Source organism: Luteolibacter arcticus (assembly GCF_025950235.1).
In the GTDB taxonomy this organism is placed as follows: Bacteria; Verrucomicrobiota; Verrucomicrobiia; order Verrucomicrobiales; family Akkermansiaceae; genus Haloferula; species Haloferula arctica.
Genome location: NZ_JAPDDT010000005.1, coordinates 305,816 through 327,886, shown reverse-complemented (window position 1 = coordinate 327,886; position 22,071 = coordinate 305,816). Strand labels below are relative to the sequence as shown.

13 protein-coding genes are annotated in these 22,071 nt (G+C 63.7%); 7 read left to right on the top strand and 6 right to left on the bottom strand.

From position 1 onward, the window contains the following. Positions 1–118: 118 nt before the first annotated feature. Both OKA05_RS14425 and OKA05_RS14420 read left to right on the top strand, forming a co-directional pair. Complete coding sequence (locus OKA05_RS14425) at positions 119–724, top strand: hypothetical protein (RefSeq protein ID WP_264487866.1); 606 nt, start codon at positions 119–121, stop codon at positions 722–724. A gap of 68 nt (positions 725–792) precedes the next feature. Continuing rightward, positions 793–2,220, top strand: a complete 1,428-nt coding sequence (locus OKA05_RS14420) for a hypothetical protein (RefSeq protein WP_264487865.1) — start codon at positions 793–795, stop codon at positions 2,218–2,220. A 19-nt stretch (positions 2,221–2,239) separates the two neighbouring features. Here OKA05_RS14420 and OKA05_RS14415 read toward each other — a convergent pair whose 3' ends face one another. Beyond that, complete coding sequence (locus OKA05_RS14415) at positions 2,240–3,571, bottom strand: S1C family serine protease (protein WP_264487864.1); 1,332 nt, start codon at positions 3,569–3,571, stop codon at positions 2,240–2,242. A gap of 41 nt (positions 3,572–3,612) precedes the next feature. Continuing rightward, entirely contained in the window at positions 3,613–4,806 is a 1,194-nt protein-coding gene (locus OKA05_RS14410) for an FAD-dependent oxidoreductase (RefSeq protein WP_264487863.1), read from the bottom strand. A gap of 223 nt (positions 4,807–5,029) precedes the next feature. Here OKA05_RS14410 and OKA05_RS14405 point away from each other — a divergent pair, with 223 nt between their 5' ends. Further along, positions 5,030–7,831 carry a Calx-beta domain-containing protein gene (locus OKA05_RS14405; protein WP_264487862.1) on the top strand — a complete coding sequence of 934 codons (2,802 nt, stop codon included), beginning with the start codon at positions 5,030–5,032 and terminating at the stop codon, positions 7,829–7,831. 75 nt (positions 7,832–7,906) lie between these two features. Next, positions 7,907–9,379 (top strand): FAD-binding oxidoreductase, encoded by a 1,473-nt coding sequence (locus OKA05_RS14400; protein ID WP_264487861.1) that lies wholly within the window; start codon positions 7,907–7,909, stop codon positions 9,377–9,379. Between the two features lie 281 nt (positions 9,380–9,660). Here the strand turns inward: OKA05_RS14400 and OKA05_RS14395 are convergent, their stop codons facing one another. Beyond that, entirely contained in the window at positions 9,661–14,184 is a 4,524-nt protein-coding gene (locus OKA05_RS14395) for a PKD domain-containing protein (protein WP_264487860.1), read from the bottom strand. A gap of 357 nt (positions 14,185–14,541) precedes the next feature. On the opposite strand from OKA05_RS14395, the gene OKA05_RS14390 reads away from it, so the two are divergent. Next, positions 14,542–18,765 (top strand): LamG-like jellyroll fold domain-containing protein, encoded by a 4,224-nt coding sequence (locus OKA05_RS14390; protein ID WP_264487859.1) that lies wholly within the window; start codon positions 14,542–14,544, stop codon positions 18,763–18,765. Between the two features lie 199 nt (positions 18,766–18,964). Here the strand turns inward: OKA05_RS14390 and OKA05_RS14385 are convergent, their stop codons facing one another. Further along, a complete protein-coding gene (locus tag OKA05_RS14385; protein ID WP_264487858.1) occupies positions 18,965–19,369 on the bottom strand; it encodes a thiol-disulfide oxidoreductase DCC family protein in 405 nt (134 codons plus the stop codon). A gap of 73 nt (positions 19,370–19,442) precedes the next feature. Here OKA05_RS14385 and OKA05_RS14380 point away from each other — a divergent pair, with 73 nt between their 5' ends. Beyond that, positions 19,443–20,312 carry a LysR family transcriptional regulator gene (locus OKA05_RS14380; protein ID WP_264487857.1) on the top strand — a complete coding sequence of 290 codons (870 nt, stop codon included), beginning with the start codon at positions 19,443–19,445 and terminating at the stop codon, positions 20,310–20,312. A 25-nt stretch (positions 20,313–20,337) separates the two neighbouring features. On the opposite strand, the gene OKA05_RS14375 is transcribed toward OKA05_RS14380, so the two are convergent. Together OKA05_RS14375 and uraD are read right to left on the bottom strand one after the other, a co-directional pair. Further along, positions 20,338–20,508: a hypothetical protein gene (locus OKA05_RS14375; RefSeq protein WP_264487856.1), complete on the bottom strand. Its 171-nt coding sequence runs from the start codon at positions 20,506–20,508 to the stop codon at positions 20,338–20,340. 76 nt (positions 20,509–20,584) lie between these two features. Further along, positions 20,585–21,124, bottom strand: coding sequence for a 2-oxo-4-hydroxy-4-carboxy-5-ureidoimidazoline decarboxylase (gene uraD, locus OKA05_RS14370; RefSeq protein WP_264487855.1), 540 nt, complete (start codon positions 21,122–21,124; stop codon positions 20,585–20,587). 7 nt (positions 21,125–21,131) lie between these two features. Here uraD and pucL point away from each other — a divergent pair, with 7 nt between their 5' ends. Beyond that, positions 21,132–21,977 (top strand): factor-independent urate hydroxylase, encoded by an 846-nt coding sequence (gene pucL, locus OKA05_RS14365; RefSeq protein ID WP_264487854.1) that lies wholly within the window; start codon positions 21,132–21,134, stop codon positions 21,975–21,977. The last annotated feature ends 94 nt before the right edge of the window (positions 21,978–22,071 follow it).

Genomic DNA, 22,071 nt, shown 5'->3' with positions numbered 1-22,071 from the left:
CACTCTTGTCGCCTGGTTTTCAGAGGCCGCTTCCGATATCGGAAGCGGCCTCTTTCATCTGGCCTTTGGAGAAGGTTTGGGTCGAAGATATCATTCAGTGCTCACTCGCCGTCCGCTCTTGCTTGTTTTGTTCCTGCTCCTGGCGCTGGTGTTTCCCGCCGGAGCATGGACGTCCCGGACGGCGGAGGCTTCGGCACTGGGAAACATCGGGAGCTTCATCAAGCACTTCGAGACCGAGAAAAAGCGGCTGCCCGAGTCTTGGAATGAACTCGAAGAGCTCTGGGGGAACCCGTTGGACCAAACGTTTCGCCTCGTCCTCCCCACTCGTCGCTATGAACTGTTCTCTCCTCCGCTCGATCTTCGGATTCACGAAAAGCTGTCGATGCGAGTGGTGGCGATCACTCGCAAACCCATGTGGGAGACGACCCGGAAAGGAAACATGGGCCGGACCATCGCCCTCAAAGGCCCCGGTCGCTATGTGCTGTATCGGGAGGAGGATGGTGACTTGTTCATCCGCTGGTTCGATGAATCCACGATCCAGCGCCTCTGGCCGAGCACGGGCCAAGCGCTACCGGTCCCTGATCAGGAGCCGGAACGCCCGTGGGTGACCAATGCGCGGAGGGCGATCATGGTAAAGCGCATCGGTCTCATCGTTTTGGTAATCCTTGTCGTCGCTTGGCTGGCGGGTCGCATTTTTCTGAAGCGAAGAGAGGCGACCGCTTAAGTTGGACTTGGTTCGTCGCGGACCGCTGCCGCCTTGTCACTCGCCCTCGCTTCATGCACGGTCATGTCATGTTCCGGTTTTCTGTCGCGTTCGCCATTCTCATCGTCGGCATCGGCCAGGCCTCCGCCGTGACCGCCGCGTGGAAGGTGCCGGTGGAAAGAATCGCGCCTCAGTTTGATGCCGCGCCTCCGCTTGAAAAGCCTCCGGGTGACTCCGCCTTTTTTCAACCGGGTGACAAACTATGGGATCTTTCGGGAAGCGTGTCCTGGAGAATTCAGGTTGAGAGCCACGCCGGAGACCAAGGTGATCCCTTCGCTGTTCCCGAGCCCGGGGAAGAGCAAATGGATTGGAAAGGGGACTGGATCGTGTGGAACTCCCGCTCCGGGATGATCGTGGCCCGCGGTTCCTGGTGCGATGTGCTCCTCGCGCAGAAGGCCGTCGGATTTGAAGATTTTCCAGACGTGATCCGCATCCGTGTCGAAGTGAAGGGTCCCGGTGAGCCGCGCTCGCTGTCGCTCATCTCCCGCAGCGGCGAAAAGGCCTCGTTGGAATTGGGAGAGCTCCGCGTGGAGGTGGAACCTGTTTCGTCCGGGAGTCCGGATCTCATCATCGACAGCCCGGTCCGGGTAAGTTGGCCGGCGGCGGGCAATCACGGTCGTTGGCAAGTGGTGACCGCGATCTCGTTTCTCGATGGCCACCGTTACCGGATCGCCTGCCACGGCGCGGGAGACCAGCGCTGGGAACTCATGGCTTCGGCTGAACGGGAATTTTCGGATGGCACCGCGCGGAAGGAAGCCCGTTGGCTGGAAACTTCCGGCGGCGTGAAACCTTGGGCGGTCTTTGAATCGCGGGAAAAGAGGATGCACCAGCAACTCGATGCGAACCGATGGCTCGGGATCTATCCTTCTGGTGCGGGACTCAGTTCGCATCTGCTGGCCAGATCCTGTTTGCAGCGGCGAGCCGACATCAAGCCTCCTGCGGAACTTGCGGAATGGGTCAGCGCGCCGCTGGCCGATGTGCGTTTCTTCATGGAGGAACAGGGAATCGTTTTCCGTGAGGAAGGGTGTTTTGCAGGTATCGATCCATTGAGCCAAAAGGTTTTCATCGTTACGGACAAGGCGGGCCAGGAGATGGCCGCAAGCAGTTTCCGCACCTTCGTCGACGGTGAGCTCGAACCACCCATTTGGATTGAAACCAATCCCGAATCCGGCGGCTGGGGAATCGCATCCCGGTCAGGTGAAGGGGCCGAGATCAAGCGATCCGGAGACGGCAACGGAAACAACCTGCTCTTCCATTGCGAGACCACGCAAGCGGCCGATGGCGTCACCTTCGATCACCGTTACGTTCTCGACGTCGTGTCAGGTGACACGAAGATCGGGAAGCTCGAATCGAACACCACGCTCACGAAGGGCAAGCCACAGGTCATCGGCAGTGGGACCGCTCCGGACGGCAAGGAGGTGAAGGTCATCGTGACGGCATCGGGCCCGCGGGAGTGAATCTCATTCTCCTGACGATTCACTGAGCCCGGATCAGGACCACGGCGTCGGCCGCGGCTTGGACGATCGCCTCGCGGGTCTTCGGTGGATTCGCCAGGGGCGTGGGTGCGATGAAGGCCGAGCCGAGCATGGACTTCGCGTAGCTGATTTTGAGCGCGTAGTTGACGTTCTGGTTGATCTCCAGCCCTCGCTCGGAGACGCCGCTGCTCAGCGTGGCGGAGACGATGCCCACCACTTTTCCGGTGCCGTCGACCAAGGGACTGCCCGAGTTGCCCGGCTGGATCGGCACGCTGATCTGGAAGTAGCGTCGGTCGTCGTTCGCCCCGGAGAGCGAGCTGACGCTTCCCTCGGTGAACTTCGCCGAACTGCCCTGCACCGTCACCTGCGGGAACCCCACGGTGAATACCGGCTTGGCGAGGCCGACGCCTTTTTCTTCACCCAGCGGCAGCCACTTGGTGGATGGAGCCTCCACCTTCAGGAGGGCGATGTCGTTGGTGGCATCGAACTTGAGGACCTTTGCGGGCAGGAAACGGCCGCCCACCTGGACCTCGATCTTGGTGCGCTTCTCGACCACGTGGTTGTTGGTGAGAAGGTGGCCGACGCCGGTGATGAAGAAGCCAGTGCCGGTGGAAGTTCCCGTCGGCGTTTTCGCGGCCTCGACCGCGGCACCGTGGCCAGCGGCGGCGAGCAATTCGGAGGACTTGGTGGTGAATGAAGGGACGGTCCGCTCGGCACCGTCCGTCCCGACGTAGCTGAACTTGCCGACCGTATAGACGTCTTTCTCGAAGCGCATCCCGTCGATGTAGGGCTTGGTATCGCAACTGAGCCATGCCGCTTCCACGGTGATGGTCTCGGGGACGGTCTCGGTCTTGTAGCCCTTGCGAAGCTTGGGCTTGCGGTGAGGCTGGAGGGTGGTCGGTCCGTCTTCCTGGATCGTGTAGGGGATCTTGATCTCGGTGGTCTTGCCGGTGGTGAAGATGGCGGGGGAGAGCAGCATGCCGCCCTCCTTTACCTGCAGGATGGTCCCGGAGAGCTTGGTGACTCGCGACTTGAGAAAGTCCGCCCCCTTCTGGCGGGTGGCGGCCTCGGACTCGGCGACGGTGGTGTTCTTGCGGTGAAGCTCGGCGTCCTCGGGATTCAAGCCGAATTCCGCGACCAGCTCCGGAGGCAGGCGCTCGAAGGCAATCTTGGCGATGCCGCCCTTGTGCATGACGCGGATGCCATCCGGCTCCATCTTGAGGATGACCACGTCTTCATAGGTCAGGAGCTTGTCGAACTTCCGGCCCTCCTGGGCAAAAGCGGCGGACAAGGTGACCAGTGCTGCAAGGGCGCGCGGGAGGAGCGACTTCATCGAGGACAAATGTTATCTCCCCTCGACTCCTTCAGGTCAAGTCACGAGCCAGAGTTGGGACTTCCCACCAGTCCGGCCATGGTCCTGGTCATGAATTTCCGCGCCGGGGAGAGGTGGCGGGTGACGCCGAAAAAGGCGGCGCGGAGCGGCGTGAGCCATTCGAGGTCGGATTGGAACCAGGGGGTGAGCTGGCGGCTGGCGAACCGGTAGTAGGCTAGCGCCATCCGTCGCTCGCGGCTGTAGAGGGCGAGGGCTTCTGGCAGGGGAAGGCGCGCGACGCAGCCGGCAAGACACGCGGCATCGGCGAGCGCGAGGTTCACCCCTTGGCCGAGCTGGGGGCTCATCGCGTGGCCGGCATCACCGAGGATGACCACGCCGTCACCGTGCCAGCGGCTCATCGAGACGTCGCCATAGCGCGCGGTGAGGACTTGTGACCAGTCATCGATTTGGCTGAGGAGCGCATCCGCCTGCGGGCAGAGGTCGAGGATGGTTTGTTTCCACTCCGCGAGCGGCCGGGCGCGGATGGCGGCATCGTCGGCGAGCTTGATGCTCCAGAAGAGGCTGACCAGTGGCTGGTCGCCATCGAGTTCGGTGCCGGTGGCGAGGAAGCCGAGCAGTCGGCGGGTGCCGTGGACCATCTGATAGAGTTCGCTTTCCGGAAAGGCCCCGCGGTTCTCACCGATGAACCAATGCGCTCCCCACGGGTAGCCGCGGTCGGTGCCTTGGAAACCGAGCTTGCCGCGCAAGGCCGAGCGCGCGCCATCCGCCACCACGAGCAGGTCGAAGCCGGTTTCCTTTTTGCCGTCCGCGGTCTCTATCAGCCACTTGCTGTCGTCACGCCGGGCATCCGAGATCTCCCAACCCCAGCGGACGTCCACGCCGGCGTCGCGCATCGTTTCTAACAGAAAGTGCAGCAGCACCGGCCGGTGCAGGCCGAGCCCGTGGAGGCCGTCGCCGAGTTCGGCATAGCGAAGGTCGAGCACGTCGCTGCCGTCGCGGTCCACCACGTGCAGCCGCTCCACCCTTGCGCCGCGGCGGTGGATCTCCTCGGCTATCCCCAGCTCGCGCAGCACCGCCATGCCGGAGGGTTGGAGCAGGAAGCCCGCACCCAAGGGGCGGCATTCGGCGGCGCGCTCGAACAGGACGACCTCATGCCCCTGCCGTTTCAGCAAGGTCGCCGCGGCGGGACCGGCCGACCCACAGCCGACCACGGCCACCCGGAGCAATTTCTTCACGCCGCAGATGCTCCATCGTGCCCGCGGCCGGGCAAGCTTGTGTTTGGAAAGAAATGAAGTTTGCCGTTAGCGCATTCCATCCGCGGAAGTGAAGAAAAAGTCATCTGGAGGATGCCGAATTTTCCTTGGAAAGTTAACATGTTAGGACAGTTTCCGGATCGCATGCTGGGAGCCGCTTGAGAGGGGGGATCCCGGCATGCTGCTGTCACCCACCCTTACACCCATGAAGAAGTTGCCGATTCTACTACTCAGTTCCTCCTTGCTCACCTCTGCAAGTGCCCAGGATCCGCCCGTGGCCTCGACATGGAATTATTCCGTGGTCGATCAACGAGCCGGTAATGCGGGGCTCTTCGTCCTGGAAACCGGCAACGGTCCGGAAATCTTCTGCTCCAGTGAAGCTGGGGCCAATGTCTGGCTTGCCCTGAAGCATGATCCGGCGACCGGAGACTATCAGATCGCGCACGTCTCCGATGCGGTCTCGACGTCCGAGTTGGTGGCCTTCCAGCCGGTGCAAGTGACGGGGGACGCGACGCCCGAACTCGTCCTTGCCCACAACGATGGGACGATTGCGATCTACGACGCCACGACCCGGGCGCTTGTTTCGACGCTGCGGCCGCGCCCTGGCATGAATGGCTTCATCGCCCGTGACCTCGACGGTGATGGAAGCCCGGAACTCATCTGCTCCTCGATCTTCGACCTCTTTGTCTATGACATCAATGGTCAGGAGAAGTGGCGGGTGAACGGAGCCGGAGGGTTCAGGTATGCGATCGGGCAGATGGATGCCGATCCCGCACTTGAGATCGCGACGACCGGGGGAAAAGTCGTGGATGCCGAAACCCACACCGTGCAGTGGGACTCGCAGACCGAATGGTATCCGCTCACGATCGGAGACATCGATGGCGATGGAATGGATGAGGTGATTGTTCGCGGCAGTTGGGATGACGTCCAAGTTTACGATGTCGACACGCAGGCACTGAAGTGGAGCGCTCTGACCGGCCAGGGGATCGTCGGCCTCAGCATGGCCAATGTGGACAGTGATCCAGAACCGGAGCTGCTGGCGGCCCACGTTCTGGGAACGCAAGCTTACGATCTCTCCGCCAGTGGCTTGGCGGAAAAATGGATGATCCACAACAATCCGGATGAAATGGGCCTGACCCATGCGGTGGGGCAATTGGATGGCGACAGCGAACTGGAACTGGTGCGGACCACGCGCAATCCCGACGCCTGGGGTGCCCGGCTGCGGGTGGCGGGCATCTCTTCGTTGAGCGAAAAATGGGTCAGCCCGCTACTCCGTGGACCTTTCGTCGGCGTGTGCAAGGGCGATGTGACCGGCGACGGCATTCCCGAGTATGTGTTCGCGTCCGCCCAGTCCGGGGGGAAGAAAGGCGGAAGGATCCAGATGCTGGATACGAATACGCTCACGCTCACCGGGGTGTCGGAGCCGGTGCTCGATCCTGAAGCGGGTGCGGAGATCAAGGATGTGAGCCTCTGCGACATCGATGGTGATGGCCGCTTCGAAGTCGCAGTGACCGGCGTCGCCGAGAACGCTGGATTCAGCGGACTTTTCGCCGAGGTCTATCGCTTCGATGCGGCGCAGGGCTTCGTGAAGCTGTGGAGCGCGCCCAAGGAATTCTCTCCGACGGACGGCCGCCGGATCGAGGTCGTCGATGTCGATGCCAATGGCGACCTGGAAGTCGTCATCGCCGGACAGCAGATCGACTCGTCATCGAGCAGCCGGATCTTCGTCTTCGATTATGACTCGAGGACCGAGCAGTGGCGCTCGCCCGAACTCCCGGAGAATTGGACCGGTCAGATTTCGGTCGCGATTTCCGATGTCGATGCCGATGGCCGTGTGGAGGCGATGCTGGGCTGCGTGGGATCCGGCTTCCAAGTTTATGACCTGGGTTTGCGCACGTTGGAGCAGACGACCAACCTGCCGACACTCACATGCGTGGCCGCACACGCCGGCTGGCCAGAGCCTTCACGCGTCGCGACGGGCTTCTGGGTGGGGACGAACCGTGGTGAGGTCATCCGCTATGTGAAGAACGCGCAAGGGATCTATGCCGGTAGAGGCATTCCTTACTACGGGGCGACGACCATCCGGCAGATCATTCCCGCCTCCGCAAATTCCATGTTCACGGTCACCCAGGAAGACCGGATCACCCTCTACGAGCCGCATGGTATTCCGAAGTGGAAGACGGAGTTGTTGCCCGGCCAGATATCCCAACGGCTGGCACCGCTGCACACCGTCGATGGCTGGGAGGTGTTCAGCAACCTGGGCTTCGGCGGTTCGATCTTTCCCCTCGATGTGCTCGATGTCGAAAGACAGGTCTCGCTCTCAGCCTCGGGAGCATTGCGCGAGGGCGAGTCGTCCGCTGCCACCGTCGTGCTGACGCGTCATACGGCGGGACCGGAGACGATGGTGGTCCGCTTTTCCATTTCGGGCACCGCGACTCCCGGAGTGGATTTCCAGGTCACCGGTGCGACTCAAGCGGCCGATGGCTTCTGGGAGGCTGAGATTCCTGTCGGCGAAGTATCGGCGACGGTGACTCTTACACTCACGGAGGATGCGCTGCCGGAGGGAGAGGAAACGCTCGATCTCATGCTCGCCTGGGGAACCACCTATGGCCCCAGCTCCGATCGAGTGGCGAGGCTGAGGATCGCCGACGATGAAACCGTCGTGGGCGTGTATTTCGCCAAGTCGCGGATCAGCGAAGATCCCGCGGCGACGACCGGCAAAAGAACCAAACTCGTCTTCCTCCGGAAGGGCGATCTTTCCGGGAAACTCAAGGTGCCCTTCACACTCGACGGCACTGCAACCAACGGCAAGGACTTCACCAAGCTGAAGAAGTCGGTGACCTTCAGGGCGGGCGAGGATCGCGTCGCCATCAAGGTGGTGGCGGAAGGCGATCGCAAGACCGAGGGTGATGAGGCGCTTGTTGTCACGCTATCTCCGGCGAGTAGCCACGGCGCAAAACCGGGAGCTGAAACGGCAGAACTCACGATCGAGGATGCTGCGAATTGATCCGGTGGGAGAAAGCCGTGCAAGAGTGCAAAGGCGTCGGCTCTTTGCTCGGTAGCGCTGCCTAATAGCGATCGCTTGAAGCTCTTTCCCCGGCTCGCCCTGCCGCATGACATCCGCGGCGGGGCGAGCTTGTGTTTGGAAAGAAGCGTGGAAGCATCGCCCGCGATGCTCGTTTCCCGCCGCACTTTCCTGGGGCTATCGATGGCGATGGTCCCGGCATGGAGCCAGGGCCAGGTGAAACCCGCGCTCCGCTACCTGCAACCGGGTGATGCCGGCTATGAGGACGCGAGGAAGCCGTTCAATTCCACCATCTTGCTCAAGCCTTCGCGGATCGCGTGCTGCCGGACCGAGGCGGATGTGGTCGCGGCCGTGCGGCACGCGAAGGAGGCCGGCCTGCCGGTCGCGGTCAAAAGCGGCGGCCACGATTTCCACGGCTTCAGTCTCAATGACGGCGGTCTGGTGTTGGAGCTATCGGGAATGGCCAGCCGCGAGTTCGATGAGAAGACGAACCGGTTCACCGCCGGACCGGGTCTCAAACTCCGCGACTGCTATTCGTGGCTGCTGCCGCGCGGTCGTTTACTCCCGGCGGGATCGTGCGGCGGCGTGGGCCTTGCCGGGCTTACCTTGGGCGGGGGCTATGGACTCTTTTCCCGCGAATTCGGCCTGACTTGCGATCATCTGACCGGTGTCCGGTTGGTGGATGGCCAAGGCGACGTCCGCGATTCCCGCGACGAGCCCGAGCTGCTGTGGGCCTGCCGCGGGGGCGGCAACGGGAACTTCGGCATCGCGACCTCGTTTACCTTCGAGACGCAGCCTGCGCCGCCCATCCTGGCGAGCCGCAAGTTCATTGCGAAGGGGCTGAATGCGGGTGGCCTAGCCCGATGCCTCGAGCGGTGGTTCGAGATTGCGGCGACTCTACCCGAGCCGTGCTTTTCCGCGGTGATCCTCAACGGCAGCCAGGCGACCGTGCTCCTGACCTCGACCAGGGCGGCCGATGGCCCGGCGTTCGTGACTGCCTCGAAGGCGCTGCTGCAGTCGGGCTTCACCTCGAAAGGCCCGCTGACCCGTCCGCTTGCCAGCGCGATCGGCCGCTACGAGGGCCGCCCGGGGCCGCTGCCCTTCGACAATGTCTCCGCCGGCTACTACCGTGGGTTCGCGGATCTGAAATCCGCCGCGGCTGGGATCTGCGCGACGGTGAGGGAGGCTCCCGGCCTGATTTTCCAAGTGAACACGCTGGGCGGCGCGATCGCCCGTGGTCCCGACTCGGCCTATCCGCACCGGGACTTTCCCTTCCTCGGCGAATTGCAGGCCTATTGGGAAAAGGGCGCCATTCCCGCGAAGCTCGCCGCCGGGCATGCGGCGGTCCGCCACGCCTTGGAAGCTGCGGGGATTCGCCGCCACTACCGGAACTATCCGGATCCGCGGCTCGCCGATTGGCAGGCCGCCTATTTCCCCGGCACCTATGAACGGCTTCAGGCGCTGAAGGCGGCGCTCGATCCTGACGACCGCTTTCGCCACCCGCAGAGCATCCGACTTCCCAAGATCTGACTCATCGTAAAAATTTCTCAGGAACTTTGAACGTCAGAGAACCTGAAGGGTCTATGACCATGAAGACCGCGCTCCGCGTTGTTTTCATGTAAGGGTGAACAGCACAAAATCGCTTCTGCAGCCTACGGGTGTGGGCAGGAAATGATTCGGGCCGCCAGGGGTGGGACCTTGGCGGCCTACTCTTGTACAGTGGTGGTGCCTCGGGGCGCTTGGGGCGGTCCATTCAGCGAGAGGAAAGTGTCTTCCCTCCCGGCCGAATGAAGAGTTCGTGCGGCAGAGGCTCAGTTCACGCTGAACTTCGCCCGCAGGAAGGCCTTGGATCCATCGATCGGGATTGCGGCGCGGAATTGCAGGGCGGTGTCCTCAAGCACGGTCACTCCGGTATCGCTCCAGCCATTGAGCAAGGTGGAGCGTTCGCCGGTGATCTCTACATCGGTCGCCGCGGGGTCGCGGGGGATGGTGAGGATCAGCTGTCCGCCCTGCACGGTGTGGGTGAAGGCCACCCGGGCACCGCTGTCTTTTGGATCGGTCCCGGTGGCGTACTCGATCAGGTTCGCGACCCCGTCGCCGTCGAAGTCATCGTCGCTCCCGGAGAGTGGCGGGGAACCGGCGAAGTGGAGCGCCAGCCAGGCACTGTAGCCGCTGGCCGGGGGAGCGGTGAAGACCGCAGACTGCCGGATCGTTCCGAAGTCTCCCACCGTAATGAAGGTGTTGTTGAAGAACACGGCGGCTTGCCGGAGTTCCTCGTTCGCGGTGGTCAGGGGGTTCCAGTTGACCCCGTCAGTGGAGATCAGGTTGATGTCCGCTTCGAGGTTATCCATGTCGATGCCGGCCGCGAAATAGAGGCCGTTGCCGTAGGCGAAGCCGGCGATCTGGCGGGTGCCAGTTTGGGTCGTGGCGAAGCTGGCACCACCATTGGTGGAGTGCCGGATTTTCGCGAACCAACCGGAGGCGAGGAAGCGGTCGTTGCAGTAGTCGACTTCGTAGAAGCCGTGCCAACTGTCGAGACCGGCGGCTGCGGAGGTATTCGTCCACGTGGTTCCATCGGGGGAGGTCAGGACGGTCCCGTTCGAGCCGTTGTTGGCAGCGCCGACGGCAACGAAGCCACCACTGCCGTAGGCGACACTGTTGACGTTCACCGCGACCCCGGAAGGAACAGGCGACCACGTCATGCCATTGGTGGATCGCCACATCGCGCCGGAGTCGCCGACCGCGATGTAAGCGCCGCCTCCAAAGGCGACGTCCCTGAGAGTCGCTCCACCGAGATGGCGGCGGGTCCAAGTAGTGCCATTGGGCGAGGTGTAGATCGCTCCTTTCCAGCCGACCGGTGCGTCGAAGTCGTAGTTCATGCCGACCCCGATGAAGTTGCTGCCATCGTGAGTGAGCCCGTAGAGATAGACGTTCGACGCGACGCTGCCGCCCGTCCAGTTGATGCCGTCGGTGGAGATCCGGTAGGTGCTGCTGTCGCCCACCGCGACCAGCTTCCCGCCGCCGTAGGCGATGTCATTGAGGCGGGTGGCGGTGCCGGAGGTACGGGTGATCCAGGTGTCCAGCGGATCGGTCACGGTGATCGCATGGGTGGTGACGGTCACGCCGCCGCGGGTGTCGGTGGCGATGAGGTCCACGGAGAAGGCGCCGCCGGTGGGATAGACATGAATGACCGATGGGCCGGTGACCAGCGGTTTGCCGTTCTTGAAGTCCCAGGCGATGATCAGCGGGTCGCCATTCGGATCGCTGGTGGTGGCGGAGAGAGTCACACTGGCCCGCGCATTCGCAGTTGCCGGGGCGGTGATGCTGGCGGAGGGAGCACCATTCGATGGATAGAAGCTGTTGCTGCGGGAACTCCCGCCCCCGGTGTTATTGACGGTGGAGTAGCGACCGCTTCCGAATGCCAGCGCCGGGGTGAAAGGGAAACCGGTGTAGCTGCTTTCTTCCCATGAAAGCCCGTCAATGGACACCAGCAGGGCCGTTGTCCCATCGGCCTTGTCAATGGCCGACGCGACTACGCTCCCGTTGCCAGCGGCGATGTTCTCGACTTCATAATCGTGATCGCCGCGGATCGGCGTCTCGCTCCACGTCACCCCACCATTGAGGGACACGTGCAGGCCGCTGTACCAGCCGCCGGCGATGAATTTCCCGGCGGCGTATTCCACGCTGTCGAAGCTGTGCCAACTGGCCAGGCTGTGGCCGGCGCTGCGGTCGGTCCAGGCGATGCCATCGGGGGAGGTGTAGACCTTCGTGCCTCCCACGGCGACGAAGACCCCGCCACCGTAGGCGATGCTTTGGAGCGTCTGGATGCCGGGAGCCGTGATGGTGCTCCAGGTTTGTCCTCCATCGGTGGAACGCAGGATGGTGCCGTCGACGCCCACGGCCACGAAGGCACTACCGCTCCACGCGACATCGCGCAGTTCCGGCAGCGAGGCCAGCGTTGCCTGCGTCCATTGAACGCCATCGGTCGAGTGGAAGGCGACGGCACGCCACTGGCCGCTGATGTAGTCACTGCCGGCGATTACGTAGCGGCCATTGCCGTAGGCGATGCCACCGCTCCTGAAATTCAGGGCCATGTACTGTTCCTTCCACGTGAGGCCATCGAAGGATCCATAGGCATATTGATTGCCGGTGGCGATGAAGCGGCCGTTGAGATAGGCGTTGCGATTCACGGTGCGACCGGCGGAGACGGTGCCCGCGGTCCACGTCATGAGCGGATCGCTGACGGTGACGGCCTGCGTCTTGACGACCGTGCCGCCCTTCATGTCGCTCACGGTGAGGGTCACGGTGTAGCTGCCACCAACGAGCCAGCGGTGGTTGACCGCGGAGGTGTTTGTGGAGGCGCTGCCGTCGCCGAAATCCCAGTGGTAGGCCAGCGTGTCGCCATTGCCATCGGAAGCCGTGGCAGAGAAGGTCACGTCCGAGCGAGCCTCGACGCTACCGGAGCCGGTCAGCGTGGCGGTCGGTGGGGTATTCCCGGGGAATGGTCCGATCTGCACATTGACATCGAGCCACTGGTCGGCCCCCGCCCCGCCGATGGCGAGCGGCGTGACGTGGACGTTGGCGGTGGTATCCGAAAAGGTGCGCCCGAGCCCGACGGCGGCGTCGTTCTTGCCATCCGGCGTTCCCGGGGTGGTATCGAGCAGCCACGAACGCGTTTCGTCCGGCCGTTGCCAGATTACATAGGCACCCTGCTGGAAGGCCGGCTGGGTGGAGATCCCCGGACGGTAGCCGACCCAGTAGTACTGGGCCGGTGCGGCGGCCTTGGTGATGCGGACGCCCCGCAGCTCACCGGTGGTGGCATCGGAATCGAAGCGGTAGATGCGGCGGGTGCCGGAGCCGGTCGCGGTCGCATCCTGCCAATTCGCGGCGGAGAACCAGCCGAGCCGTTGTTTTCCCTGGATGTGGAAATGGCCTTCCGGATCCGGGCCGCCACCCATGATGTCGGTCTGGTCGCCATACTCGACGGTGTTGCCGGTACCCGCCACGCTGCCATCGGTGGTGGCCCAGAAGCTCGCATGGCCGAGGCCATAGTTGTGGCCGAACTCGTGGATGATCACGCCCGAGTCATGGTTTCCCTGCAGCCATTGGTTGCCGCCGCCCGCCAGGCCGGCGTAGGTCAAGCCGTTGCCCTGCATGCCGATGCTCGGGAAATGGACGACCACGATGTCATAGCCGTTGAGCGCGCTGGCTCCGGCCACGGCGAGGTAGGCATTCTTGGCGTCAGTGTGGAGTTCGCTGTTCTTGGAAGGCGCGTAGAATGTCGCCGTTTGCGGCATGCGGACCGTGCTCGCGCTGACCGTCGCAGTGACGGTGGTCTTGCCGTAGGACATTTCCTCCAGGGAATCCGCCACGGCCGTATTCATGACGGTGGCCAAGGCGGCCTGGCTCACGACCTCGCCCGGCACGTCCGAGAAATCAACGCGGATACAGAAGACGGACTTGGGGGTCTCCGACCAAGCGCTCGCCTGAAGCTCGACCTCGCCCTGTGCGCCTTCCCAATCGACCCCGCCGCCTTCGGCGGGCGATGGCAGGGCGAACACCACGTTCGAACCGTGGGTCGGCGACACGGATTCATCCAGCTGCGCCATCTTCTGGTTCGCCTCATCGAGGGAGGATGAATCGGCAAAAAGGAAACGCTTGCCGGCCGCCAAGGCGGTGACCGGACGGTCGCCCAGCACTTCGCCGGTGGAAAAATCGCGGGTCGGATCCTGATTGCCAAGCGGCAGCGCGGCGTGGGCCGCGACTTCGTCCGCAGCGACCGGCGCGAAGGCGTGCTCCGCAATCGCCGCCACCCCATCCAGCGTGATGCCGGCGAGCGGGGTGCCCTCCTTGGTCAACTGGCGCTTCCGCCAGCCAAAGACCGAGGCATCCCAACTCCGGCCCTCCATTTCCAGAATCCGCATCGGCTCGGCAGGAGCCCCATCCGCGCACACCGGCAGCACGCGCAGCGTGGCGAGCGCCACGAACGGTCGCTCGAACCACGGCTTGAGGGGCTCTGGCAGCGCCTCGTACTGGGTCGGCGTCACTGCCTGTGCCAAGGCCTGCGCGGGGTCGGCTGCGATCCACTGGAGCATTCGGGCCTTGCGCTCCGTCGCCAGCGTCACGGCCTGCTGCAGATCCGTCGTGGGGATTTCACGGACCTCGCGGTGATCGTTCAGCCATTGCTCCAGCGCCGGGTCGGCGACGGGAGGCAGGGTCTTCGTCGCTTCGACCGCCCTCCCGGATGGAGGAGCCGGGGTATCCCGGCCGAGCCACCAGAGGGCAATTCCAACCAACAGAACCAACGGGAGAACCAGCGAAAGGAGGCGTCGCATGGCCGCAGCTTCAATCACAAAGGTTAAGGAACGTCGACTTTATTTAAAACGGTGGTGTTCGACCGGGCCTTGCGGGAAGTTTCAAAAATTTCTCAGGAACTTTGAACGTCAGAGAACCTGAAGGGTCTATGACCATGAAGACCGCGCTCCGCGTTGTTTTCATGTAAGGGTGAACAGCACAAAATCGCTTCTGCAGCCTACGGGTGTGGGCAGGAAATGATTCGGGCCGCCAAGGGTGGGACCTTGGCGGCCTACTCTTGTACCGTTGCGGGGTCACGGATGAGCACGGTTCGCCGGATTTTTTGAAGAATTTCGCCTTATCGTGGCATAGTTCGACGCCTAAGGATCCCTCAAGTGATGGAAAATCCTCCCCGTATTCGCGCCTTCATCCCACGCATCGTGCGGTTGTCGGGTCTCTTCGCCGCCGCCTCCCTGTCCTGTGGCTTCGGGCAAGCGCCCCCGGCATCGTTCCGCCGCGCCGTCGCCACGGCGAGCGAATCGGTGACGGTGGATTTTGTCGCCCATCCGATCCGGAGCACGAATTTCGGGGTGCTGGTGCAGGACGATGCGGGCGCGTTCAACGCCTACACCCCGCGCGAGTCGCGGATCTACTTCGGGACGATCGCCAATCAGCCGGGCGCGATTGCCGCGGGCCTGCTGAAGCCGGACGGCACGTTGCTGTGCCGGATCAGCTTTGAGAGCGGCGTCGAATGGAGCAGCACCGGCAGCACCGCGTCGATCCGCGGGAGCACGAATTGGCAGCCGGTGTGGCCGACCACCGTGACCGGTGCCGGCGGCGCGGGCTCGATCGTGCGCGAAGCGGAAGTCGGGATCGATGCGACGAACCAGCAGTACGTGACGACGGGTTCGGACGTGGATGCCGCCGTGGAGATGGCGGAATTTTCGGTGATGGCGTCCAACCTCTCCTATCTCCGGGATGCCGCGCTGCTGCACCGGATCGGCAAGGTGATCGTCCGTTCTTCGTCGGCCACCGACCCGTACGTGGTGCACGGGGCAAGCACCAGCGGACTGCTGCCGGAACTGCGGACACAGTGGACTTCAGTGGTGCCTGTCGGCACGACGCACGACCTTGCGCTGGTGGCCCGGCCGGGGGCGGGGGGTGGCTTGGCTTATGTCGGGGTGATTGGCACGGCCAGCCGCTACTCGGCGAACGGCACCGACGTGAATGGCGACTTCTCGGTGATCTGGCGTCATGAAGCCGGTCACAATTGGGGCTCCAGCCACTACGAGGGCGGCGGCAAGCCGGAGGGGCCGACGATCATGTCGGACAATTCCTTGTCGCGCTTCTCCTCCTCGGAGCTTGCGAAGATCATCTCCCACCGTAACGGCCGGACCGGCATCCTGGACGCCCTCGGCCCCTACGCCTTTCCCCTGCCACCGCGGGCAAACATGGACCGCGCGGTTTTCCTGAGCGGCAGCAACGTGGCGATCGACGTGCTGGCGAATGACTCCGACTCGAATGGCGACGCCCTCACGCTGCTCTCTTTCCCTTCACTGTCGGTCGAGGGGGGCACGCTGGTGCGCTCGGTGGGCACCGGTCCCGGCGGGCGCGATGAAATCGTCTATACCCCGGCGACCGGCTTCACCACCGGGACGGACAGCTTCTCCTACCGCATCCAGGATGTCACCGGGCGTACCGGCACCGGTTACGTGGCGGTCGGTCCGGTCGGGGAGTCGCTGTTCCCCGTGGACCATTGGAATCTCGACGAAGGCATCTACGACGGCTTTGGGGTGATCAACGCGCGGCGATCCTCGCACAATGGCTTCCGCCAGTTCAGTGGCGTGGTGCCCGGTGAGCCCGGAGCGAATGCGGTGACCGGCCGCGGTGCGTATTTCAATGGCGGTGGCGGCGAGAGCTCATTCCCGGCGCCCAACTACAACACCGCCACGCTGACCATGACCACATGGGTGAAGCGCAATGGCGCGCAGAACCCGTGGGCTCCCTTCGTGTTCACCCGCGGCGGCTCGTCGGCGGCGGGCTTTGGCTTCGGAGAGGGCCATGAGCTGCGCTACCATTGGAACGATGCGGGCTACACCTTTGCGCCCTCGCCGGCGCTGACGGTGCCGGATGGCGAATGGTGCCTCGCGGCGATGGCGGTCTCGCCGACGGGAGTGACGCTGCACCTGCGGACGGCGGCGGGCCTACAGAGCGCCACCCACGCCACGGAGATTACCTCGGAGGCCTTCAACAGCTGGATGTATCTTGCGTGGGAACCGGGGAACCCGGCGCGTTATTTCAAGGGCTGGCTGGATGACGTGCGCGTCTATAACCAGACCCTCTCCCCCGCGCACATCGAGTCGCTCTACCAGCAGGCGACGCATCCGCCCGAGTTGCACGTCCACGAGCCGATTGCCGGGTCATCGATCCAACCGCTCAATGCGGTGCTCGAAGCGGAGGTCTCCGAAGGCGGCCATCTGGTGAAGAGCGTCGATTTCCTCGACGGCACCACCGTGGTCGGCAACGCGACCAGCGAGCCCTACCAATGCACCGTGGCCGCGCTGAATCCGGGGCCACGCACGGTGACGGCGCGGGCGAATTTCGGCGATTGGGGCTACTCGATTGATTCGGCACCGGTGAGCTTCACCGCCCTCCAGCCGCCACTGCCCGAGGTAACGGTCACCACCTCCGGCGTGCCTTCGCGCTCCGGTCCAGTGGCAGCGAGTTTCGTCATCACGCGCAGCCATCCGATTGGCAATTTGACGGTTCCTTTCAGCATTTCGGGGAGCGGGGTGACCGGCACCGATTATCAACCGCTGCCGACCAGCATCTGGCTGCAAGCCGGGGAGTTGAGCGGGACGGTCACTTTGACGCCCATCGCAGCCCCACCAGGGCCTGTCAAAACGGTCACGCTGACGCCCACGCCGACCTCGTCGTTCGTCGCCGGCAGTCCTGCCTCGGCGACTCTGGTCATCGACGACCACTATACCTCGATCGCGAATGGACCGTGGAATGCTGATACGACCTGGACGAGCGGCGCAGCCGCTCCGGTCGCTGGCACCCAGGGGACGGGAGATGACTACGCCGTGGCGCACCTCGTGACGTCGAACAACACCGGTATAAATAGCCAGGCCTTCTTCGCCCGCAGCCTGCGGATCCAAAACGGCGGCACGCTCAATCTGGCGAGGCTCCACGCAAGCCAGAACCAAAATGTCTCCTACAACTTGCCTCCCGTGACCTTGGAAGGGGGCGGGGCGATCCGCTTTAGCGCCTCGACCGGAAGCTCGACCCACACCGTCTCCGCCGCGATCACGAATGCCGACAGCTCCTTTCTCCGCATCACGGGTGGCAGCTACGCGAACAGCGCGAGCCTCACCGGAGCGCTGTCCGGCAGCGGCCACATTGCGATCGTTTCGGAAAGCAACGCAGTAGTGCTCGCGGGGGATATCCGCCAGGTCTCGGTCAACTCTGCGAACAATTCCTTCACCGGCGATTGGGCAGTGGATCATCTGGCCAGCGGTGACGACTTCGCTGGCTTGCGCGCCGGAGCTGCCAACGCGCTCGGCACTGGTACGGTCACGGTGGGTACCCGCTCGCGACTGATCAATGACGCATCGGGTGGCCTCAATTCTCTCGCCGGGGTCGTGATGAATGGCGCGACCTCCGTGCTCCAGCTTAACCGGCCGTGGGTCAATCCGGCCGCCAGTCTCACGCTTTCCGGCGGCAGCCCGGCGGTGACTTTGGGGAATGCCGCCTCCTCCATCGGAAATCTTTCCGGCAGCACCGGCACGATTTCCGGCAGCGGCGTCTCCTCGGCCCTGACGGTCCAGCAAACCACCGACGCCACGTTTGCCGGCGGCTTGGGGACGCAGCTCAGGCTTATCAAAACCGGCCTGGCGGTCCTGCGCCTGACCGGTGCGCTCGATGCCTCGCTGAAGCTGACGCTTTCCGCAGGCAGCCTCAGCTTTGGGGAGACCGCGGTCGCGGTCGGTTCGCTCACCCAGACCGGCGGCACGCTGCGGCTCCCGCTCGCCACGGTCGCGCCGCTAACGCTGTCCGGAAGCTACGCATGCACCGGCGGCACGCTGACGGTGGTTTCGGAGACGGTGCCCGCCACCGGCGTGGCGTATCCGGTCGTCGCCTATCAGGGCGTGCTGCCCAGCCAACCGGCATTCGTTTTCGAAGGCCCGCTGGCTCCCCACATGTCGGCTTCGGTGGACTACGGCAGCGGGGCCAATCCCGTCATCCGCGTGACCTTCAGCATCGACCCCTATCCGGCTTGGGCCGCGGGCCACGGGCTGACCGGCGACGATGCTCTCCCGGCTGCCGATCCCGATGATGACGGCGTGGCGAACCGGGAGGAAATGCTGCTCGGCTTCGATCCCGTGGACCCGATGTCCCGGCTGGAGATGATGCTCGTCACCATGGATGAAGCCACGGTCACGCTGAAGCTGAACCGCGTGATCACCGGCGGGACATTTTCCCTGGAGACCTCGGAAGGCCTACTAGCTCCTTGGGCCAGCACGCCCATCCCCGTGGCGGCGGATGCCGACGACTTTGAGTTCCAAGCCCCCCGCAGCGGTGGAACCCAGTTCTTCCGCGCGGTGTTCCAAGCTCCGTGAGGGGATTTTGAAAAACTTCTCAGAAACTTTGAACGTCTGAAAACCTGAAGGGTCTATGACCATGAAGACCGCGCTCTGCGTTGTTTTCATGTAAGGGTGAACAGCACAAATCGCTTCCGCAGTCCATGGGTGTGGGCAGGAAATGATTCGGGCCGCCAAGGGTGGGACCTTGGCGGCCTACTCTTGTACTCGAGGAGGGTCACAGCAGGCGTTCCCGCAGTGCCTCCGAGGGCATGGAGCAGGCGTCGCCTTTGCCGAACCACTTGTGCCGGCGGGCGGCGATGAAATCGTAGGCCCGATCCCGGAAGGTGCGGGGAATGATGAAGCGACCGATCCACGAGAGGATCCGCCACTGGCCGCCCAGTCCGTGCATGACTCGCAGGACGGCATCCGAGCGGGAGAAGATCTGACCGTCGGTTTCTACCAGGGCCGTGTTCAGGACTCCCGTGCCGGCCCTTTCCTCCATGCTCTGGCCGAGTGGGCTCTGGAGCTTCACGAAGCGGAAACGCCGCCGTGGGTCGTGCTCGGCGAGGAAGCGGATGCTGCGGCTGCACATCAGGCAGTCGCCATCGAATGCCAGCACGATGAGGTCGCTCCGGTCCACAGGTGGACGCTAGCACCGTTGGGCCGAGAGGAAATCCTAGGCTGGATCAATCGCTTCGGATTGGATGCACGGCGTGACGCCCAATCTTCACCACCTCGAGCTGTTCTATCATGTCGCGCTCAACGGCGGCATCACCGCGGCCTCGCGCAGCATGCCGTATGGCATCCAGCAGCCGGCGATCAGCGGGCAGATCACGCTTTTGGAAAACGATCTGGGCGTGCGGTTATTCCAGCGGCGGCCCTTCAAGCTGACGCCGGAGGGACGGGAGCTGTACGAATTCCTCACGCCTTTCTTCAGCGCACTGCCGGACATGGCGGCCAAGATCGCGGGCAAGGCTTCGCGGCGGCTGCGCCTGGCGGCACCCGCCACGATCATCCGCCGGCATCTGCCGGATGTGCTCGCCTCGGTGCGCAAGGCCCGGCCGGATCTGGAGCTCAGCCTGGTCGATGCCGACCAGCGCGCCGCCTTTGCGCTGCTGGAGGCGGAACAGGTCGATCTGGCGGTTTGTGAGCTGGAAGGCCGGGCACCCGCGGGCATCCGCACCGAGGTGCTGATTTCGATGCCGCTGCTCCTGCTGCTACCGGAAGCTTATCAGATTGCCCGATCCGGGATGCACGGGATGGCGGTGGATTTGCCGCTGATCCGCCCGCCGGCGGACGCGGCGATGACCCGCTTGTTCGCCCGGGCGCTGGCCAAGGCCAAGCTGGATTGGCCCTCGCGGATCGAGGTGAACTCGCTCGAGCTCGTCCACGCCTACGTCGCCGGTGGTTTCGGCGCGGGCCTCAGCGTGAAAGCACCGGGCATCGTGACTCCCAAGGGAACCCGCGCGTGGCAGATCCCGGAGTGTCCCGAATTAACAATCGCCGCGGCATGGCGAGGCAAGCTCTCGCCATTGGCGGAGCTGGTGCTCGCAGGACTGCGGAAGCGAGCCAAGGCGGGCTGAATGTCAGCCTCCGGCTCGGGCCCGGTCAGTCGCGGCCAAACATGCGGCGCAGCTCGGCGGCTTCCTTGACCTTCGGTTGCGAAGTCCGGCGGGAAGACTGGGCCGGGGTCGCGGAGGATTGCTTTTTCGGCTTCGACTGCTGGCGCTGTGGGACGTCAAGGTCGCCGAACCATGCAAGGCAGATACGGTGTTTCATGGGGGAGGGAGGGGTGAGCGACAGTGACGCTAAACACATCCTCCCATGAGATCAAGTACGCGATCGCGTAGGTATCCTACGAATCTGTCACCAAGTCATCGAGCCGCAGCCGGGCGATGTGGTGGATCTGCCGAAGCGCCTCCGCCATTTCCGCTTCGGCGTCATTTTCAAGCCGCCGCTCGAAGGCCGCGACGATGCCCGGCCTATCGGTCAGCCGCACACAGATGACGAAGGGGAAGCCGAAGCGCTCGCGGTAGCGGGTGTTCAGCCCGGTGAAGCGTTCGAACTCCGCGTCGGAAAGCCGGTCGAGTCCCAGGCCTGCCTGCTCGCGGGTCGATTCCGCGCTCAGCGTGCCAGCGCGGGCGAGCTTGCCGGCCAGATCCGGATGGGCGCGGATGAGTGCGAGCTTCGCAGTGTCATCGGCGTTTTCCACGGCCGCGCGCATCCGGTCCGCGATGTGCTTTTTCCCGGCGAAAGGACGCTCCCCGGCGGTCTGCTCGGCGACCCACGGCGAGTGCTCGTAGATCCCGCCGAGACAGGCCACGAACTCTGCCTTTGGCATCGCATTCAACGCATCGACCGTTAGAGTCCTCACTTCGACACGATCCCCACCCATTCCATTCGTGGCAACGCTTGAATCCAATCGCTACGGCAAGTTCCGCGTCCGCGTGATGAAAGTCCTGCGGCATGACGACTCGCACCACGATGTCTGCGAGCTCGAGGCGGATGTGCTTCTCCACGGCGAGCTGGCGGGCTCCTATCTTTCCGAAGACAACTCGTCGGTCGTGCCGACGGACACGGTGAAGAACACCGTCCACGTGCTGGCTCATGATCATCTCGAAACCTGCCGGACGAGTTTTGCGAAGATCATCGGCGAGCACTTCCTCGCGAAGTACGCGCACCTCGCTGGCGTGGAGGTCGAGCTGCGCGAGCGGAAGTGGGAGCGCATGAGCATCGAAGGCAAGCCGCACCCGCATGCCTTCGTTCACGCTGGGAATGGGGAGCCGTTTTCGCGGGCGGCATTTTTCCGCGGGAAAGCGCCGCAACTTTCGTCAGGCATTCGCGGGCATCTCGTGATGAAGAGCACGCAGTCCGGCTTCGCTGGCTACAATGTCTGCGAGCTTACCACCCTGCCGCCGACCACCGACCGCGTCTTTGCCACGCGTTTGGCGGCGGAATGGGAGTTCATAAATCTAACAGAAGACTTCGTGGCGGCGGACATGGCGATCCTTGCCGCCGCGCATGAGGTCTTCGCCACGACCTACAGCCCCTCGGTACAGCGCACGCTCTATCAGATTGGTGAGGTCGCCTTGGAACGCGTGCCGGCCATTTCGCGGATCGAACTGAAAATGCCGAACGTCCACTTCCTCGGGCTTGATCTCGCCAAGCTCGGCCGGCCGGGGCAAAGCTGCGTGCTGCTGCCTACCGATGAGCCACACGGCGAAATCGAGGCGGTGATCGTGCGATGAACTTATAAAATGTAGCGGCGGTCTATGACCGTCGGAAACTGGCGGCATCAGCCGCATCCTTGTGCATCCGAAAACAGAATCTCCCGATGCGGCC

What these genes read in the sequence shown, in the direction of transcription:
- OKA05_RS14405 (WP_264487862.1), top strand. Translation starts at nt 5,030, where the DNA reads ATGAAGAAGTTGCCGATTCTACTACTCAGTTCCTCCTTGCTCACCTCT.
- OKA05_RS14420 (WP_264487865.1), top strand. Translation starts at nt 793, where the DNA reads ATGTTCCGGTTTTCTGTCGCGTTCGCCATTCTCATCGTCGGCATCGGC.
- OKA05_RS14395 (WP_264487860.1), bottom strand. Translation starts at nt 14,184, where the DNA reads ATGCGACGCCTCCTTTCGCTGGTTCTCCCGTTGGTTCTGTTGGTTGGA.
- uraD (WP_264487855.1), bottom strand. Translation starts at nt 21,124, where the DNA reads ATGGGTGGGGATCGTGTCGAAGTGAGGACTCTAACGGTCGATGCGTTG.
- OKA05_RS14375 (WP_264487856.1), bottom strand. Translation starts at nt 20,508, where the DNA reads ATGAAACACCGTATCTGCCTTGCATGGTTCGGCGACCTTGACGTCCCA.
- OKA05_RS14415 (WP_264487864.1), bottom strand. Translation starts at nt 3,571, where the DNA reads ATGAAGTCGCTCCTCCCGCGCGCCCTTGCAGCACTGGTCACCTTGTCC.
- OKA05_RS14390 (WP_264487859.1), top strand. Translation starts at nt 14,542, where the DNA reads ATGGAAAATCCTCCCCGTATTCGCGCCTTCATCCCACGCATCGTGCGG.